Raw genomic sequence first — 18002 nt, forward strand, 5'->3', positions numbered from 1 at the left:
TCGTGACCCGGTGACGTGCGGGTGTCGCACGCGGGGCGCGTGCGACACCCGGGTACCCACTCTCGCCTCCGCCTCCACCACGGGCCAGGCGGGGGCGGGCCGCCGGGGCGGGGCTACTGCTTCTCGCCCGCGCCGACCATGCTCGTCTGGCGCAGGGCGAGCCGGGCCGGGAGCGTGCTGGAGAGCAGGCCCAGGAGCAGGGCGGAGCCGGCGAACGCCGCGTACAGGCCCGGGGGGATGTAGGGGCTGTCGCCGGTGATGCCGCGGGTCATCGGGTTCAGCGTGACCAGGGCGATGGTGGTGCCCAGGGCGACGCCGGCGACGCCCACCAGCAGGGCCTCCCAGCGGACCATGCCCAGGATCTGACGCCGGGTCGAGCCGATCAGTCGGAGCGTGCCCAGTTCGCGGCGGCGGTCGAGGATGGTCATGACCAGGGTGTTGGCGGCGGCGACGGCGGCGAACCCGCCGAGCACCGCGGCCATGGTGGTGTTGGCCCAGGCGTTGAGCTCGCGGTCCTTGTCCCGCGCCTCGGCGTACCCGTCGCGGTCGGTGACCTCGCCGAGCGGGGCGAGGGCGGCGGCGACCTGGTCCGGGTCGCTGCCCGGCGCCCGGTGGACGAAGACGTCGGTGTCGAACGCGCTGGTCATGTGCGGGGCGAGGGCCGCGCGGGGCAGGGTGAGCGCGGCGACGCCCAGGCCGCGTCCGTAGGTGGCGACGACCTTGGGGTGGGCGGTCGAGCCGTCGGGCAGGACGACGCGCAGTCGGTCGCCGACGGCCACGCCGGCGGAGTCGGCGAGCAGCGCGTCCACGGCGACCGTGTCGGGCCGGCCGATGGCGGACTGCTCCCCGCTGCGCAGGTCCAGGTCCTGGACGGTGCGCAGCGCCTGACCGGTGCCCGAGATGCCCTGGGCCGCGGCGCTGACCAGCATGCGGGTCTCGCCGGAGCCGACGGGGACGAGCACGCCCGAGCGCAGCAGGCCGACGGCGTGCTGGACGCCGGGGGTGCGGGCGGCGCGGGCCGTGGTGTCGGCGGGCAGCCCGTCGGGTGAGGAGACGATGTGGTCGGCGACGATGCCCGCGCGGCGCTGCTCGTCCCGTGCGTGGGCCTCGCTGGTGTGCAGGAAGACCAGGGTCGAGGAGAAGGCCATGGCCAGCACGATGGGGGTGATCGCCGAGGCCAGTCGGCGGGCGTTGGCCCGGGTGTTGGCGGCGGCCAGGCCGGCGGAGGCGCCGCCGGCGCGCAGCGGCAGGCCGATCACCCAGGCGCAGGCCCGGGCGAGGAGCGGGCCGAGCAGGCTGACGGCGACCATGAAGAGCATGACCACGCCCAGGGCGAGGTTGGCCGCGTCGTCGCCGCTCTCCTTGGCCGCGACGCGGGCCAGCACGATGCCGCCGACCAGGGCCCCGGCGCCCAGGACCGTACGGACGACGCCGGGTCGCAGGCGTTCGACGGCGGACTCGCTCAGCGCCTGGCCCGGCTTGATCCTGGCCGGGCGGCGGGCGGCGAGCAGTCCGGCCAGCAGCGCGGCCAGGACGCCGGCGCCGACGGCGGCCAGCAGCGGAATCCAGGAGACGTGCAGGCGGACGGGCTCGGGGATGGCGCCCTTGTCGCGGAGTTGGCCGAACCACCAGTGCGCCAGGGCGATGCCCGGCAGGCACCCGACCGCTCCGGCCACGGGCGCCACCAGCAGGGCCTCGGTGGCCACGGACCGGCGCAGCTGGCGCGGGGTGGCGCCGATGGCGCGGAGCAGGGCGAACTCGCGGGAGCGCTGGCCGACGCACAGGGCGACGGTGCCGGCGGCGGTGAAGACGGCGACCATGGTGGCGACGCCGCCGAAGCTGCCGCCGAGGCCGGTCAGCAGTTCCTTGGCCTCGGCGACACCGGGCTCCTCGACGCCGCCGCGGCCGTCGCCGGTGTGCACCGTGGCCTTGCCGGCCACGGCCGTCCTGACCTGGTCGGCGAGGTCGCCGGTGGGCACGTTCGGCTTGGCGGTGACGGCGATCGCGTCGATCTTCCCGGGGTGTCCGGACAGGGCGACGGCGCGCTGGTCGGTGAGGTAGGCGGTGGGGCCGGCCAGTGTGGCGCGGCTGGGGGCGCCGACGATGCCGGAGATCCGGAAGGCGTGGGCGCCGTCGGCGGTGGTCAGGGTGATCCGGTCGCCGACGGTGGCGCGCCGCTCGCGGGCGGTGTCCTCGTCGAGGGCGACCTCGTGCGCGGTGCGCGGCGCGGCGCCCCGGGTCAGCTCGTTGCCGGTGAAGGTGGTGGAGCCCCAGCCGTGGGCGGTGAGGGTGCCGGTGGTGGTGCGTACGGGGTAGCTGACGTCGGGGACGGCGGTGGCGACGCCGGGCGCCGCGGCGATCTTCGGGGCGAGGGCGGCGTCCAGGCGGGCGGCGTCGGGCACCAGGGCGCCGCCGTCCTCGCCGTCGGTGTCCAGGCGGGCGCGCTGGTCGGCCGCGGCGACCACGGGGACGTCGGCGTAGCGCTGGGGCGGGGCGGAGGCGCGTACGCCGCTCTCCAGGAGGATGCCGCAGGCGGAGACAATGAACGCGGCCATCATCAGCGCGACGAAGGTGCCGGCGAACGCGGCGGGCTTGAAGCGGATGGCGGCGCGGGCCAGGCCGTTGGTCAGGGAGCGCGTGATCATGCCGCCGCACCCACCGTCGGGTGGTGTCCGCCGGCGGGGCGGGTGCGGGCGGTCAGGGCGCTCATGCGGGCGGAGACCTGTGCCACGTCGGGGCGTACGAGTTGGTCGGCGATGGCGCCGTCGGCCAGGAAGAGGACGCGGTCGGCGTAGCTGGCGGCGCTCGGGTCGTGGGTGACCATGACGACGGTGGCCGACAGGGTGTCCACGGCCTGCCGCAGCAGGGTCAGCACCTCGGCGGCGGTGCCGGTGTCCAGGGCTCCGGTGGGTTCGTCGGCGAAGACCACGTCGGGCCGGGTGACCAGGGCGCGGGCGATGGCCACGCGCTGCTGCTGGCCGCCGGAGAGCTGGCCGGGGCGGCGCCGGGCGTGGGCGTCGAGACCGACCTGGGCCAGGACACGGGCCGCGGCCTTGCGGTCGGGGCGCTGCCCGGCCAGTCGCATCGGGAGCAGCACGTTGTGCTCGACGGTCAGCGAGGGCAGCAGGTTGAACGCCTGGAAGACGAAGCCGAGGCGGCTGCGGCGCAGCGCGGTGAGCTTGTTCTCGTTCATGCCGGTGATCTCGGTGCCGCCCAGGCGTACGGAGCCGGCGGTGGGCCGGTCGAGTCCGGCGGCGCACTGGAGGAAGGTGGACTTGCCCGAGCCCGAGGGGCCCATGACGGCGGTGAAGCTGCCCCGGGGCAGGGCGAGGTCGATGCCGCGCAGCGCGTGGACGGCGTTGGCGCCGCGCCCGTACTGCCGGCGCACGCCGCTCAGTTCGATGGCCCAGTCGCCAGCGGGCGCGCCGGGGGCGTAGGGCGGCGGGCCGGCGGTCGCGGCGCGCGCCGGGCCGTCGTACGCGTTGCCGTACGCCGTGCCGTGGGGGCTGCCGTACGGGCCGTCGGGCCGGTGGCCGGTGGGGTGTTCGGTGCCCTGTGGCGCGGGCGCGACGTGCTCCGCGTTCCGCTTGGTGCGACGCCTGTTCCGCAGCCCCATCGCCTGTTCCGTCCTTCACTGGTCGTGGCGCGCTCGCGCGCCGTCGGTGCGGGTGGGAGTGGGCGCCGGGGGGTCCGCGCCGCACGTGGTCCTTCAACACCTCGAACGTACGGAGTGCGGGCGGGTCGCGACCATGGCGGTCGCTGGCGGATACGGGGTGGGGAAAACCCGATGGTCCGTGCGGGGGCGGGTCCCCGAGGGGCGGCGCGCGCGGTCGCGGGTGTTGCGGAAGGGTGTCCTCCGGGGTGGTGAGGAGTCGAAAACTCGTTTGGTAAACTAATTACATACGACTTCTTGACTCCCCCTTGACCTCACCGTCGGGCCAACCTCTGGAGGAGCCATCGGACACGCGGACACCCTCATCGCGATGGGCGGGGCGTTTCTCGCCGCCGCCGTGCTCGCCCGCCTGGGCGCGCGGATCGGGCTGCCCACCATTCCCCTGTTCATCCTGGCCGGCATCCTGCTCGGCCCCAACACGCCGGGTTTCGTCCTGGTCGAGGACCCGCACGAGCTGGAGATGCTCTCCGCGCTCGGCCTGGTCCTGTTGCTCTTCTACCTCGGTCTTGAGTTCCACATGGACGACCTCAAGACCGGCGGGCGCAAGATGGCGATCGCGGGCGGCTCGTACCTCGCGCTGAACGTCGGCGCCGGCCTCGGCTTCGGATTCCTGCTCGGTTGGGGCACCTCCGAGGCCCTGGTCCTCGCCGGGGTGCTCGGCATCTCCTCGTCGGCGATCGTCACCAAAGTGCTGGTCGACCTCGGCCGGATCGGCAATCCCGAGACCAAGCCGATCCTGGGCATCATCGTCGTCGAGGACATCTTCCTGGCCCTGTACCTGGCGGCCCTGCAACCGGTGATCTCCGGCGCCGACAGCATGACCTCGGCCGCGCTCGACGCGGGCAAGGCGTTCGGCTTCCTGCTGGCGCTGGCCGCCCTCGCGCGCTGGGGCATCGACCTCATCGGCCGCCTGATCTCCACCCGTGACAACGAGCTGCTGGTGATCTCCTTCCTGGGCGCGGCCGTCTTCGTGGCGGGCGTCTCCGAGTGGTTCGGGGTCGCGGACGCGATCGGCGCCTTCATGGTCGGTCTGATGCTCGGCAGCACCACCTCCGGCAACCGCATCCGCAAGCTCGTGCACCCGCTGCGGGACGCCTTCGGAGCGATCTTCTTCTTCGCCTTCGGCCTGTCCATCGACCCCGGCGACCTGCCGAAGGTGCTGGGCCCGGTGGTGATAGCCGTGGTGCTGACGATCACGATGAACGTGCTCGCCGGTCTGGTGGCCGCGCGGATCTACGGCTTCGGCGCCACCCCCGCCGCGAACATAGCCACCGCGCTGCTCGCCCGGGGCGAGTTCGCGCTGATCCTGGCCACCATGGCGGCCGGGGCCGGCCTCGACAGCCGCCTCTCGCCCTTCATCGCCGGCTACGTCCTGATCCTGGCGGTCCTCGGCCCGCTGGCGGCCAGCAGTTCGCACTGGCTGGCCCGGGTCCTGCCGGGCGCGGGGAACACCCCGCACGCCGCGGCGAACGCGCCGGTGCGTACCGGGGCCACCGCCGTGGGCGGGGCCGGGGCGAGCGGCGAGGACGGCGAGCACGACCCCGGCTGAGGAGCCACGGTCGAGCGGACACGGAGGGGTCGGGAGCGTACGCGGTACGCACTCGGCCCCTCTCGTCGTCAGCGGCCTCGCACCGCGACGGCCGTCGCAACCGGCGGACCGGCACCGACCTGGCCCCGGCTGACCGGCACCGCCCCCGGCGGGCCGGCGTGCCGCGCGCCCGCTGTCGCCGCCGGCGGTTGGCTGACCCGCGCCGCCCTCAGTCGCGGCAGATCAGCAGCAGCGCACGGTCGTCGTTGACGTCCTTGGCCACCGACTCGATCAGGTGCCAGGCCGCGCCCTGGAAGCCGCTCGCGACGTAGCGGTCGGCCTCGCCCGTCAGCCGGTCGATGCCGTCGGCGATGTCCCGCTCGGAGGTCTCCACCAGGCCGTCCGTGAAGAGCATGAGCACATCCCCCGGGCGCAGGCTGCCCTTGAGCGGGTCGAAGCACGCGCCGTCGTACACGCCGAGCAGCGGGCCCTCGGCCGCCATCTCCTCCCAGCGCCCGGTGCCCGCGTTCAGGTGCAGCGCGGGTGGATGGCCGGCGGAGTACAGCTCGTAGTCCCCGCTGTCGAGGTCGAGTACCAGGTGGATGGAGGTGGCGAAGCCCTCGTCCCAGTCCTGTCGGAGCAGGTAGCCGTTGGCGGCGGGCAGGAAGCCGTGCGGCGGCAGCGAGCCGAGCAGGCCGCCGAACGCGCCGGAGAGCAGCAACGCCCGCGAGGCCGCGTCCATGCCCTTGCCGGAGACGTCCGTGAGCACGACCTCCAGGGTGCGCCCGCCACCGGTGCGGGCCGCGACGACGAAGTCACCCGAGAAGGACTGGCCGCCGGCCGGGCGCAGCGACATCTCACGGTGCCAACCGCGCGGCAGCGTCGGCAGCTTGCTCTGCACCCGGATGCGTTCGCGCAGGTCGAAGAGCATGGTCCCGCCGCCACGCCAGGGCACCCCGACCCGGCTGCGGAACTGGGCGATCACCAACCCGAAGAAGCCCACCGCCGCGACCACCAGGATGGTGCCGGCCGTGACCCGGTCCGCGCCACCGGCGTACGACTCCAGCGCCGCGGCCTCGACGATCAGGGCGGCGGCCGAGGCGGCGTACAGGGCGAGCAGGCTGGCCGGGCGGAGCAGCAGGCCGCCCGCGACGATCGGCAGGACCAGCGCGGCGGGGTCGAACAGGTCGGGCTGGGCGATGGTGCCGGCGGCGATGGCCGGCACGGCGGCGAGCAGGGTGACCAGGGCCAGCCAGTCGGAGCCGTCGCCGCGGAAGTAGTCCACCCCGGCCTTGCGCACGTTGGTGCGAGCCCGGTGGAGCGCCTTGCGCAGCCGGGCCGTCGGGGACTCCACACCTCCGGTCATCATCGCATCGGGACCTTATCCACCCTCCGCCATGCTCCGCACGTTTCAACAAACTCCGGCGCATCGCATGGTCGTCCGCGACGCGGGCCGGGGGCGCACGCCTTGGACTACTGGCTGAGAAGGGAATCTTAAGCGAAATGCGTTCGCCTGTGCGGGTACGTCGCGAAGACCACACTCATGACCAGGGGTTCCACGAGCCGCGACCGGGCCGCGCGCGCGGGGCGCCCCGGGCGTGGGACACCTAGTGGCGCTGGCACCCCGGACACCAGAAGAGGTTGCGGGCGGCGAGTTCGGCGGTGCGGATCTCGGCGCCGCAGACGTGGCAGGACTGCCGGGCCCGGCGGTAGACGTACACCTCTCCCCCGTGGTCGTCCACGCGCGGGGCGCGGCCCATCGCCTCGGGCAGGTGCTCGTCCCGCACCGTGTCGATGCGGTTGTTCCGGACGCCTTCGCGCATCAGGTCGACCAGGTCGGACCAGATGGCGTCCCACTCGGCCCGGGTCAGGTCGCGGCCGGGGCGGTAGGGGTCGATGCCGTGCCGGAAGAGCACCTCGGCGCGGTAGACGTTGCCCACCCCGGCGATCACCTTCTGGTCCATGAGCAGCGCGGCGATCGTGGACCGGCTGCGGGAGACCCGCCGCCAGGCGGCCTCGCCGTCCCCGCCGGCCGCCGCGTCCCCCGCGCGCAGCGGGTCGGGGCCCAGCCGGTCGTGTATGGCCTGCTTCTCGGCGTCGGTGATCAGCGCGCAGGTGGTGGGGCCGCGTAGGTCGGCGTACGCGGCGGGGTCGGCGATCCGCAGTCGCACCGTGTCGGTGGGCGGCGGCGCGGGGGCCGGGCCGAAGGTGAGCTTGCCGAAGAGGCCGAGGTGGATGTGGACCCAGCCGGCGGCGGCGAAGCCGAGGAAGAGGTGCTTGCCATGGGCGTCGGCGGCGGTCAGCGGCTGGCCGTCGACCAGCGCGGCACCGTCCGCGAACTTGCCCTGCGGGCTGCTCGCCCGCACCGGCCGGTCGGCGAAGCGCTCCCGGTAGTCCGCCGCGAGACGGTGGATCGTGTGCCCCTCTGGCACGTGGACTCCTGTGGGCGGTGCGGCGGCGGGCCGGGGTGGTGGGCACCCGGCCCGGCGCGCGTCAGGGCTGCGGGTGGTGCGCCGGGATGGCGGGCAGGGTGCCGGTCAGCTCGTACGCCGAGAGCATGTCGATGCGCCGGGTGTGGCGCTCCTCGCCGGAGTACGGGGTGTCCAGGAAGGCCGCGACGAAGGCGGTGGCCTCCTCGGCGGTGTGCATGCGGGCGCCGATGCTGAGCACGTTGGCGTTGTTGTGCTCGCGGCCCAGGCGAGCGGTCTCCTCGCTCCAGGCGAGCGCGGCGCGGGCGCCCTTGACCTTGTTGGCGGCGATCTGCTCGCCGTTGCCTGAGCCCCCGAGGACGATGCCCAGGCTGCCCTCGTCGGCGACGGTGCGCTCGGCGGCGCGCAGGCAGAACGGCGGGTAGTCGTCCTGGGCGTCGAAGACGTGCGGGCCGCAGTCGACGGGCTCGTGCCCGTTGGCCGTCAGCCACTCCACGAGGTGGGTCTTGAGTTCATAGCCGGCATGGTCGGAGCCGAGGTACACGCGCATGTGCTGAGTGTGGCACGAGCCGCGTCGGGTAGACGCGCACGGGTACGGAACGCCCGGTTCCCACGAGCAACGATTTGGAATCACTCCTTCCTCTTCGTTGCGCCCTGAGTTTGAATGCCGGAACCGCACATGGCCCCACCCAAGCGAAGGAACGTGCATGAGTACGCAGCCGCCCCCCGTCAAAGTCGACGGGGCCAGGGACGCGGCGGGGGCTCCGGACGGGGCGTCCGGCGACGGCCTCAAGGCCGGCCTGAAGAACCGCCACCTGTCGATGATCGCGATCGGCGGGGTGATCGGCGCCGGCCTGTTCGTCGGCTCCGGCGCCGGCATCGCCAAGGCGGGGCCCGGCATCCTGGTCTCGTACGCGATCGCCGGCCTGCTGGTCGTCCTGGTGATGCGGATGCTCGGCGAGATGGCGGCGGCCAACCCGACCTCCGGGTCGTTCTCGGCCTACGCGGACCGGGCGCTGGGGCGCTGGGCGGGCTTCACCATCGGCTGGCTCTACTGGTTCTTCTGGGTCGTGGTGCTCGCGGTCGAGGCGACCGCCGCGGCGGGCATCCTCACCGAGTGGGTGCCCGACGTCCCGCAGTGGGGCTGGGCGCTGCTGGTGATGGTCGTGCTGACGGCCACGAACCTGGCCTCGGTCGGCTCGTACGGCGAGTTCGAGTTCTGGTTCGCCGGGATCAAGGTCGTGGCGATCGCCGCGTTCATCGTGATCGCCGGGCTCGCCGTCTTCGGCGTGCTGCCGGACACCGAGGCGGTGGGGACCTCGCATCTGACGGGGGACGGCGGGTTCCTGCCCAACGGCCCCGGCACCATCCTGTCGGGCATGCTGCTGGTCGTCTTCTCCTTCATGGGCAGCGAGATCGTCACGCTGGCCGCGGGCGAGTCCGCGGAGCCGGCGAAGATGGTCAGCCGGGCGACCAACAGCGTCATCTGGCGGATCGGCATCTTCTACCTGGGCTCGATCCTGCTCGTGGTGATGCTCCTGCCGTGGAACTCGCAGGCCCTGCTGGACGACGGCCCCTACGTCGCCGCGCTCAACGAGATCGGCATCCCCCACGCCGGCACGATCATGGACGTGATCGTGGTGACGGCCGTGCTGTCCTGCCTGAACTCCGGCCTCTACACGGCCTCCCGGATGGCCTTCTCGCTGGGCCAGCGCGGTGACGCGCCCGCCGCCTTCGCGCGGGTGGACAAGCGGGGCGTGCCGGCCGCCGCGATCTGGTCCTCGGTGGTCTTCGGCTTCGTCGCCGTCATCTTCAACTACACCTCGCCCGACACAGTCTTCGAGTTCCTGCTGAACTCCTCCGGCGCGGTGGCCCTGTTCGTGTGGATGGTGATCTGCTTCTCGCAGCTGCGGATGCGGCCGATCATCGAGCGCGAGACGCCCGAGCGGCACACGGTGCGCATGTGGCTCTTCCCGTACCTGACGTACGCCACCATCGGCCTGATCGTCTTCATCCTGGGCTACATGCTCTACGACGACGAGGGCCGCGAGAAGATGGTGCTCTCGCTGGCCGTCGGCGCCCTGGTGCTGGTCACCAGCCTGGTCCTGGACCGCAGGCGGCGGCGCGCGGCGCTGGTGGCCGGCGCTTCGGCGGACGCGGACGTCGCGACGGACGGGACCGGCGTGCCCGAGCAGCGCTCCTAGCGCGGGCCCCCGTCTCGCGGGCGGGCCCGCCCGGCCCGCGCCGGCGACGCCCGCCCCCCGTGACGACACCTGGCGCCCCACCCGCCCGTTCGGGCCGGTGGGGCGCCAGGTGCGTACGAGCCCTGGGGCGCGGGTCAGGCGCGGCGCTCCAGCAGCTTCCACGCCGAGGGCAGCAGGCCCATCGCCAGGGCCACCTTGAGCGCGTCGCCCAGCAGGAACGGGGTCAGGCCGGCCGCGACCGCCTGGGACAGCGAGATGTCGGCGGCCAGCGCCAGGTAGGGCACGCCGACGGCGTAGATGATCGCGGAGCCGACGGCCATGGTGCCCACCGTGCGCACCATGTCACGGTCGCCGCCGCGCCGGGCCAGCGCGCCGACCGTGGTGGCGGCCAGCATCATGCCGATGACGTAGCCGAAGGAGGGGGCGGCGGCACCCGAGCCGCCCTCGGCGAACCAGGGCATGCCGGCCATCCCGACCAGCGCGTACACCAGCAGCGAGAGCAGGCCACGGCCGGCGCCGAGGGAGGCGCCGACCAGCAGGGCGGCGAAGGTCTGGCCGGTGACCGGCACGGGCGAGCCCGGCACCGGGACGGCTATCTGGGCGCCGACGCCGGTCAGGGCGGCGCCGCCGACGACCAGGGCCGCGTCCCGGGCGCGGGCGCGGCCGTCGGAGGAGGCGCGCAGCAGGTCGGCCAGGACCGATCCGGGGCGCGCGCTCGTGGTGGTGGCGGTGGCAGTGCTCAACGTTTCTCCCCGAGTGAGGTCGGAACAGCGAAGACAGCAGGGACAGGGCGACGTTAACCCAGCCCTCACCGCGCTCTCACTGTGCACGTAGGACAAAGCCGTCGGCGTCGCGATGGTGGGTGTGACCCGCGCGCCGGGCCCCCACGGCACGCTGCGCGTTCGCCGTTTCGGCTGGTCGCGTGATGCTCGTCACGAAGCGGTGGGCGGTGGCCGGCTCGTTTTGCGGTTCCCCACGGGCGGCGGCGACACTGTGGGCTCCCCACCCATACGAGAGTACGAGCACCATGCGCGACAGACCCACGCCGGACCCGGCCGACACCACGGAACCGCTGGCCGGCGGGCTCAAACAGCGCCACATGACGATGCTCGGGCTCGGCGGGGTGATCGGCGCCGGCCTGTTCGTCGGCTCCGGCGCCGGCATCGCGGTGGCCGGCCCCGGCATCGTGCTCTCGTACCTGGTGGCGGGCGCGCTCGCCATGCTGGTGATGCGGATGCTGGGCGAGATGTCGGCGGCGCTGCCGGCCTCGGGCGCGTTCTCGGTGCACGCCGAGCGGGCGCTGGGGCGCTGGGCCGGCTTCACGGTGGGCTGGTTGTACTGGTTCCTGCTGGTCGTGGTGTTGGCCGTGGAGGCGACGGGGGCGGCGGGCATCGCCAACGGCTGGGTGCCGCAGGTGCCGCGCTGGGCCTGGGTGTTGGCGTTCATGGTGGTGTTCACGCTGGCCAACCTGGCGGCGGTGAAGAACTTCGGCGAGTTCGAGTTCTGGTTCGCCACGCTCAAGGTGGGCGCGATCGTGCTCTTCCTGGGGCTGGGGCTGCTGGCGGTCTTCGGGCTGCTGCCGGACACCGAGGCGGTGGGCCTGTCCAACCTGACCGGGCGGGGCGGCTTTCTGCCCGAGGGGTGGGGCGGGGTGGTCTCGGGCGTGCTCGCGGTGGTCTTCGCCTTCGGCGGTCTGGAGGTGGTGACCATCGCGGCGGCCGAGTCGGACGACCCGGCGCGCGCGGTGGGCCGGGCGGTGCGCAGCGCGGTGTGGCGCATCGTCTTCTTCTACATCGGCTCGATGCTGGTGATCGTGACCGTGCTGCCGTGGACACAGATGGCGCCCGGCCGGAGCCCGTACGTGGCGGTGCTCGACCACGTCGGTGTGCCGGCGGCCGGGCAGACCATGAACATCGTGGTGTTCGTGGCGCTGCTGTCGGCGCTCAACGCCAACCTCTACGGCTCCTCACGGATGATCTTCTCGCTGGCCGAGCGCGGCGAGGCGCCGCGCTCGCTGTTGCGGGTGACGGCGGGCGGGGTGCCGCGCCGGGCGGTGTACGCGTCGGTGGCGTTCGGGTTCCTGTCGGTGCTGCTCAACCTCAAGTGGCCGGATTCCATCTTTCAGTACCTGCTGAACGCGGTGGGCGCGGTGCTGCTCTTCGTCTGGGCGTTGATCGCGGCGTCGCAGCTTCGGCTGCGCGGCCGGATGGACCCGGCGACGGTGGCCGCGCTGCCGCTGCGGATGTGGGCCTTCCCCTATCTGACCTGGGCGGCCCTGGTCGCGATGGCCGGGGTTCTGGTGCTGATGCTGACCGACGGTCAGGCGCGTCCGCAGCTGCTGTGGTCGGCCGGCGCGACCCTGGCGGTGCTGGCCGTGGCGGGTGTGCGAGAAGTGGTCAAGGGGCGCGAAGTGGGCGAAGGATCACCAACCTGACGATCGGTCGGGTGCGGAGCGTAACCGTGCCGTCTGCATATCGGACAGGGCTGTCCGAACTGTTGTCCTGAGCGGACACCGGCCCCACACTGGGGCCTTCATGCGCACGTCAGGGCTCTCACGGACTGGACCTTTATCACCATGAAGCGGACCCCCGCGTTCCCCGCGTCGGAGCGCGAGCCATCCAAAGAGGTAACGGACGGCAACGAAGCCGGCGTCACCGACAGCGTCAATCTTGGCCACGGCCTCAAGCAGCGACATCTGTCGATGATCGCGCTGGGTGGCGTGATCGGGGCGGGTCTGTTCGTCGGCTCCGGCGCTGGCATCCGCGCGGCGGGTCCCGCCATCGTCCTCGCGTACGCCGCCTCGGGCCTGCTGGTGATGCTGGTCATGCGGATGCTGGGCGAGATGGCCGCGGCCAACCCCGCCTCCGGCTCGTTCTCGGTGCACGCCGAACGCTCGCTCGGCCCCTGGGCCGGCTTCACCGCCGGCTGGATGTTCTGGATGCTGCTGTGCGTGGCGGTGGCCGCGGAGGCCATCGGCGCCGCCGACATCATGGTCGGCTGGTACCCGGGCACCGAGTCCTGGATGTGGGTCGCCCTGTTCATGGTGGTGTTCACCGGCACCAACCTGGCGGCGGTGAGCAACTTCGGCGAGTTCGAGTTCTGGTTCGCCACGCTCAAGGTCGCCGCGATCGTCACCTTCCTGATCCTGGGCATCCTGGCCATCACGGGGGCCCTGCCGGGCACCGACGCGCCGGGCACCGACAACCTCACCGGCGACGGCGGCTTCCTGCCCAACGGGGTGGACGGCCTGGTCGTGGGCCTGCTGGCGTCGGTGTTCGCCTTCGGTGGCCTGGAGACGGTCACCATCGCCGCCGCCGAGTCGGAGCACCCGCGCAAGGGTGTCGCCAAGGCCGTGCGCACCGCGATGTGGCGCATCGGCCTCTTCTACGTCGGCTCGATGCTGATCATCGTCACCCTCATCCCGTGGGACGACATGGCGGTAGTCAACGACGGCCCCTACGTGGCGGTGCTCAACCACATCGACATCCCGGCGGCCGGCAACACCATGAACGTCATCGTTCTGGTCGCGCTGCTCTCGGCGATGAACGCCAACATCTACGGCGCCTCGCGCATGGCCTACTCGCTGGTCGCGCGCGACCAGGGGCCGCGCTTCCTGAAGGTGGTCAGCAACCGGGTGCCGCGTCGCGCGGTGGTCGCCTCGGCCGCGTTCGGCTTCCTGGCCGTGCTCTTCAACTACTGGTGGCCCGAGACGATCTTCAAGTGGCTGCTGAACATGGTCGGCGCGGCCGTGCTGGTGGTGTGGGGCTTCATCGCCGCCGCCCAGCTGCGCATGCGCCGTCAGCTGGAGCGCGAGGCGCCCGACAAGCTGATCGTGCGCATGTGGCTCTTCCCGTACCTGACGTGGGTGGCGCTCATCGGCACGGTCGGCGTCCTGCTGCTGATGCTGCGTGAGGACGACACGCGCACCCAGCTCTTCTTCACCGCCGGCCTGGCCGTGGTCTTCGCCGTCATCGGCTACGTCCGGCAGCGGGCGGCGACCAACGTCGGCGGCGGCACCGGCGGCACCGACCCGAGCACCAGCCCCGACTCCGGCGCGGCGGCCAAGGACACGCCGGCCGGCTAGCGCGTACGCGTACGGCCCGCCCGCGCACCCCCCTTCGACGAGGCGGTGGCGCACCAGGAGGCGGGGTGGTTCCTCAGACCGGGGGACCACCCCGCCTCCGTCTTTTGGACCAGGTCAGCGCCAGTCCGTGGCGCGAAATGGTCTTGCTGGTAGCGTGCACCTGCAAGTTAATTGCAATAAGCGGTCGGAGGGCTCGGCATGGCCATCTACACACTTCCTGAACTTCCCTATGACTACGCGGCGCTGGCCCCGGTGATCAGCCCGGAGATCATCGAGCTGCACCACGACAAGCACCACGCCGCCTATGTCAAGGGCGCGAACGACACCGTGGAGCAGCTCGCGGAGGCGCGGGACAAGGACCAGTGGGGCGCGATCAACGGCCTGGAGAAGAACCTGGCCTTCCACCTCTCCGGGCACATCCTGCACAGCATCTACTGGCACAACATGACCGGTGAGGGCGGCGGCGAGCCGCTGGACAAGGACGGCGTCGGCGACCTGGCGAACGCCATCACCGAGTCCTTCGGCTCCTTCGCGAAGTTCAAGGCCCACCTCACCAAGGCGTCGGCCACCACCCAGGGTTCGGGTTGGGGCGTGCTGGCGTACGAGCCGGTCAGCGGTCGGCTCGTGGTCGAGCAGATCTACGACCACCAGGGCAACGTGGGCCAGGGCTCGGTGCCGATCCTGGTCTTCGACGCCTGGGAGCACGCCTTCTACCTGCAGTACAAGAACCAGAAGGTGGACTTCATCGAGGCCATGTGGCAGGTCGTCAACTGGCAGGACGTGGCCAAGCGCTACCGCTCGGCCACCGAGCGGGCCGGGAACCTGCTGCTCGCTCCCTGAGCCGGCGACGCGCCCCGGGAGGGCCGGCGGTCCTCGCCGCCTCCCGGACGGGCGCTCCCCCCCCTGCCTCCTGCTGACGTGATCGTCTTCTCACCCTTCACGTAGGCGGGCGGAAAACGGCAAGGCCCCCACGCGGTCGACACGCGTGGGGGCCTTGTCGTGCTCGACCCTCCCACACCCCCCGCGCGTCCACGGCGCCACTCCCCCGCCACACCGGCGCGTCTCCCACCCGGCACGGGCTTCCATTCCCTCCCTTTATCGGCTGCGTGCATCACGCATGAAATGATTCCTACTGACCTACACATGAGACGAAGACGAGGGAGTCCCGTCGTGCCCGGTGAGAACCTGACCCGTGAAGAGGCCCGCAGTCGGGCCGAGCTGCTCACCGTGGACGCGTACGACATCGCGCTCGACGTGCGCGGCGCCCTCGGGCCCGACGCGCCGGCGGGCGAGCCACGCACCTTCCGCTCCACGACCACCATCCGGTTCCGCTGCGCCACCGAGGGCGCGGACTCCTTCGCGGACCTGCTCGCCCCCGCCGTCACCGCCCTCACCCTCAACGGGCGCGAGCTGGACCCGGCCGAGGTCTACGACGGCTCGCGCATCGCGCTGCGCGGCCTGGCCAGCGAGAACGTACTGACCGTGGACGCGCGGTGCGCGTTCAGCAAGACCGGTCAGGGCCTGCACCGCTTCGTGGACCCCGAGGACGGCGAGGTCTACCTCTACACGCACTTCGAGCCGGCCGACGCGCGCCGCGTCTTCGCCAACTTCGAGCAGCCCGACCTGAAGGCCCCCTTCACCTTCGCGGTGACCGCGCCCGAGGGCTGGGTCGTGCTCGGCAACGGCGAGCGGGACGGCGAGAGCACCCCGGCCGAGGGCGGCGGCACGCACACCCGCTTCGCGCCCACCAAGCCGATCTCGACGTACATCACCGCCGTCGTCGCCGGCCCGTACCACTACGAGCGCGACCACTACAGCCGCACCCTGCCCGACGGCAGCACGCTGGAGATCCCGCTGGGCGCGCTCTGCCGCAAGGGGCTGGCCAAGCACTTCGACGCGGACGACATCTTCACCGTCACCAAGCAGGGGCTCGACTTCTTCCACGAGCGGTTCGACTTCCCGTACCCGTTCGGCAAGTACGACCAGGCGTTCGTGCCCGAGTACAACATCGGCGCGATGGAGAACCCGGGCTGCGTCACCTTCCGCGAGGAGTACATCTTCCGGGGCAAGGTCACCCAGGCGTCGTACGAGGCCCGCAGCAACACCCTGCTGCACGAGATGGCCCACATGTGGTTCGGCGACCTGGTCACCATGGAGTGGTGGGACGACCTGTGGCTCAAGGAGTCCTTCGCCGACTTCATGGGCGCCTACGCGCTGGTGGGCGCCACCCGCTTCACCGACGGCTGGATCACCTTCGCCAACCGCCGCAAGAGCTGGGCCTACCGCGCCGACCAGCTCTCCTCCACGCACCCGGTCACCGCCGACATCCGTGACCTGGAGGACGCCAAGCTCAACTTCGACGGCATCACCTACGCCAAGGGCGCCTCGGTGCTCAAGCAGCTCGTGGCCTACGTCGGCGAGGAGGCGTTCCTGGAGGGCGCCCGCCGCTACTTCAAGCGGCACGCCTACGGCAACACCACCCTGGGCGACCTGCTGTCGGTGCTGCAGGAGACCTCGGGCCGCGACATGGCCGCCTGGTCCGCCGCCTGGCTCCAGACCGCCGGCGTCAACGCGCTCACCCCGCAGGCCACCTACGACGCGGCCGAGCGGATCACCGAACTGGCCGTACTTCAGGAGGCCGCCGAGACGCACCCCACGCTGCGCCCGCACCGGATCGCGGTCGGCCTCTACCGGCGTGCGGACGGCGAGCTCAAGCGGTACGCGCGGGCCGAGGTGGACGTGGCCGGGCCGCGCACGGTGGTCGCCGAGCTGGCGGGGGCCGAGCGGCCCGACCTGATCCTGGTCAACGACGAGGACCTCACGTACTGCAAGATCCGCTTCGACGAGGGCTCGCTGGCCACCCTGCGCCGGCACCTGGGCGAGCTGAGCGACCCGATGGCGCGCGCCCTGTGCTGGTCGGCGCTGTGGAACCTGACCCGGGACGGGTTGGTGCCGGCCCGCGACTTCCTGGCCCTGGTGGAGTCGTTCGCCGGCGCGGAGACCGACATCGGCGTACTCCAGATGGTGCAGGCGTGGGCGGGTTCGGCGCTGGCCCACTACGCGGCGCCCGCCTCGCGCGAGGCCGCCGGGCAGGCGCTGGCCCAGGCCGCGCTGCGGGAGCTGCGGCAGGCCGAGCCGGGCGGCGGCCACCAGCTGGCCTGGGCCCGCTTCTTCGCCGGCGCGGCTACCACCGAGGCCGACCTGCAACTCCTGGACGGCCTGCTGGCGGGCACGGCCAAGGTGGACGGCCTGGCGGTGGACCAGGAGCTGCGCTGGACGTTCCTGGCCCAGCTCGCCGCGCACGGCATGGCCGACGCGGCGCGTATCGACGCCGAACTGGCCCGTGACGACACCGCCTCCGGCAAGCGGCACCAGGTGCGCTGCCTGGCCGCGCGTCCCTCGGCCGAGGTCAAGGCCGCGGCCTGGGCGGCCGTGGTGGACACCGACGAGCTGTCCAACGCGCTGGTGGAGGCGACCATCGCGGGCTTCGGGCCGACGCACCAGCGCGCGCTGCTGGCCCCGTTCGCGCCGCGCTACCTGGCGGCCCTGGAGCGCGTGTGGCGGGAGCGGTCCATCGAGATCGGGATGTCCGTCGTGTCGGGCCTCTTCCCGATCCAGCAGGGTGACCAGGCCACCCTCGACGCCGTCCAGGACTGGCTGGACGCGCACGCCGACGCCGCGCCGGCGCTGCGCCGCCTGGTCGCCGAGGGCCGCGACGACCTGGCCCGCGCGGTGCTGGCCCAGTCGCGCGACGCGGCCTCCGCCGGCTGACCTCACACCAGCGCGCCCTCGCGGGGGCGGCCGGGGACCTCGTCCACCGGCCGCCCTCGCCGTGCGTCGTCGCCGCGTGGGGTCGCCGTGCGGCGGGCGTCACCGGCGGGCGGCGGGCCGAGGGGGGGGTGTTCGCCCCGCACCGGGCGCGGGGGAGGGCACGGGCCGGCGGTGGTGCGGCCCCCGGGCCGGGGCCGGAGGTGGCCCCGGGCGTGGTGGCGGGCGGGGCGCGACCGGAAATGGTGGCGAAAGTCGAACTTATGCCCTTTGGTGCAGGTTTGTACCAGGATTTCGTCAGTTCTGTCACGGAGCT

At 72.7% G+C, this 18002-nt stretch carries 12 protein-coding genes; 6 read left to right on the forward strand and 6 right to left on the reverse strand.

All coding sequences use genetic code 11. The features are described 5' to 3' along the window. Nucleotides 1-113 precede the first annotated feature (113 nt). Nucleotides 114-2645: an ABC transporter permease gene (locus ACFVFR_RS16520; RefSeq protein WP_383702021.1), complete on the reverse strand. Its 2532-nt coding sequence runs from the start codon at nt 2643-2645 to the stop codon at nt 114-116. Beyond that, the gene (locus tag ACFVFR_RS16525) at nt 2642-3616 is read right to left on the reverse strand and encodes an ABC transporter ATP-binding protein (protein ID WP_383702023.1); all 975 of its coding nucleotides are present in this window, start codon (nt 3614-3616) and stop codon (nt 2642-2644) included. Before ACFVFR_RS16525 ends, ACFVFR_RS16520 begins: the two co-directional genes overlap by 4 nt. 367 nt (nt 3617-3983) lie before the next feature. Between ACFVFR_RS16525 and ACFVFR_RS16530 the strand changes: the two genes are divergently transcribed. Next, nucleotides 3984-5222 (forward strand): cation:proton antiporter, encoded by a 1239-nt coding sequence (locus ACFVFR_RS16530; RefSeq protein WP_383702025.1) that lies wholly within the window; start codon nt 3984-3986, stop codon nt 5220-5222. A gap of 208 nt (nt 5223-5430) precedes the next feature. Here the strand turns inward: ACFVFR_RS16530 and ACFVFR_RS16535 are convergent, their stop codons facing one another. From ACFVFR_RS16535 to ACFVFR_RS16545, 3 genes are all read right to left on the reverse strand, one after another. After that, entirely contained in the window at nt 5431-6567 is a 1137-nt protein-coding gene (locus ACFVFR_RS16535) for a PP2C family protein-serine/threonine phosphatase (protein WP_383702166.1), read from the reverse strand. A gap of 241 nt (nt 6568-6808) precedes the next feature. Next, nucleotides 6809-7633 carry an Fpg/Nei family DNA glycosylase gene (locus ACFVFR_RS16540; RefSeq protein ID WP_383702027.1) on the reverse strand — a complete coding sequence of 275 codons (825 nt, stop codon included), beginning with the start codon at nt 7631-7633 and terminating at the stop codon, nt 6809-6811. Nucleotides 7634-7694: 61 nt separating this feature from the next. Further along, a complete protein-coding gene (locus ACFVFR_RS16545) occupies nt 7695-8180 on the reverse strand; it encodes a ribose-5-phosphate isomerase (protein ID WP_383702029.1) in 486 nt (161 codons plus the stop codon). A gap of 157 nt (nt 8181-8337) precedes the next feature. On the opposite strand from ACFVFR_RS16545, the gene ACFVFR_RS16550 reads away from it, so the two are divergent. Beyond that, nucleotides 8338-9834, forward strand: a complete 1497-nt coding sequence (locus tag ACFVFR_RS16550) for an amino acid permease (RefSeq protein ID WP_383702031.1) — start codon at nt 8338-8340, stop codon at nt 9832-9834. A 134-nt stretch (nt 9835-9968) separates the two neighbouring features. On the opposite strand, the gene ACFVFR_RS16555 is transcribed toward ACFVFR_RS16550, so the two are convergent. Beyond that, nucleotides 9969-10577, reverse strand: a complete 609-nt coding sequence (locus ACFVFR_RS16555) for a biotin transporter BioY (protein ID WP_383702033.1) — start codon at nt 10575-10577, stop codon at nt 9969-9971. A gap of 284 nt (nt 10578-10861) precedes the next feature. On the opposite strand from ACFVFR_RS16555, the gene ACFVFR_RS16560 reads away from it, so the two are divergent. The 4 genes from ACFVFR_RS16560 (at nt 10862) to pepN (ending at nt 17689) form a co-directional block, all read left to right on the forward strand. Beyond that, the gene (locus tag ACFVFR_RS16560) at nt 10862-12268 is read left to right on the forward strand and encodes an amino acid permease (RefSeq protein WP_383702035.1); all 1407 of its coding nucleotides are present in this window, start codon (nt 10862-10864) and stop codon (nt 12266-12268) included. 141 nt (nt 12269-12409) lie between these two features. Then, nucleotides 12410-13918: an amino acid permease gene (locus ACFVFR_RS16565; protein WP_383702037.1), complete on the forward strand. Its 1509-nt coding sequence runs from the start codon at nt 12410-12412 to the stop codon at nt 13916-13918. 198 nt (nt 13919-14116) lie between these two features. Continuing rightward, nucleotides 14117-14758: a superoxide dismutase gene (locus ACFVFR_RS16570; RefSeq protein ID WP_383702039.1), complete on the forward strand. Its 642-nt coding sequence runs from the start codon at nt 14117-14119 to the stop codon at nt 14756-14758. A gap of 330 nt (nt 14759-15088) precedes the next feature. Then, entirely contained in the window at nt 15089-17689 is a 2601-nt protein-coding gene (pepN, locus tag ACFVFR_RS16575; RefSeq protein ID WP_383702041.1) for an aminopeptidase N, read from the forward strand. Nucleotides 17690-18002: the final 313 nt, after the last annotated feature.

It is taken from the genome of Streptomyces sp. NPDC057702 (assembly GCF_042799315.1).
GTDB lineage: Bacteria > Actinomycetota > Actinomycetes > Streptomycetales > Streptomycetaceae > Streptomyces.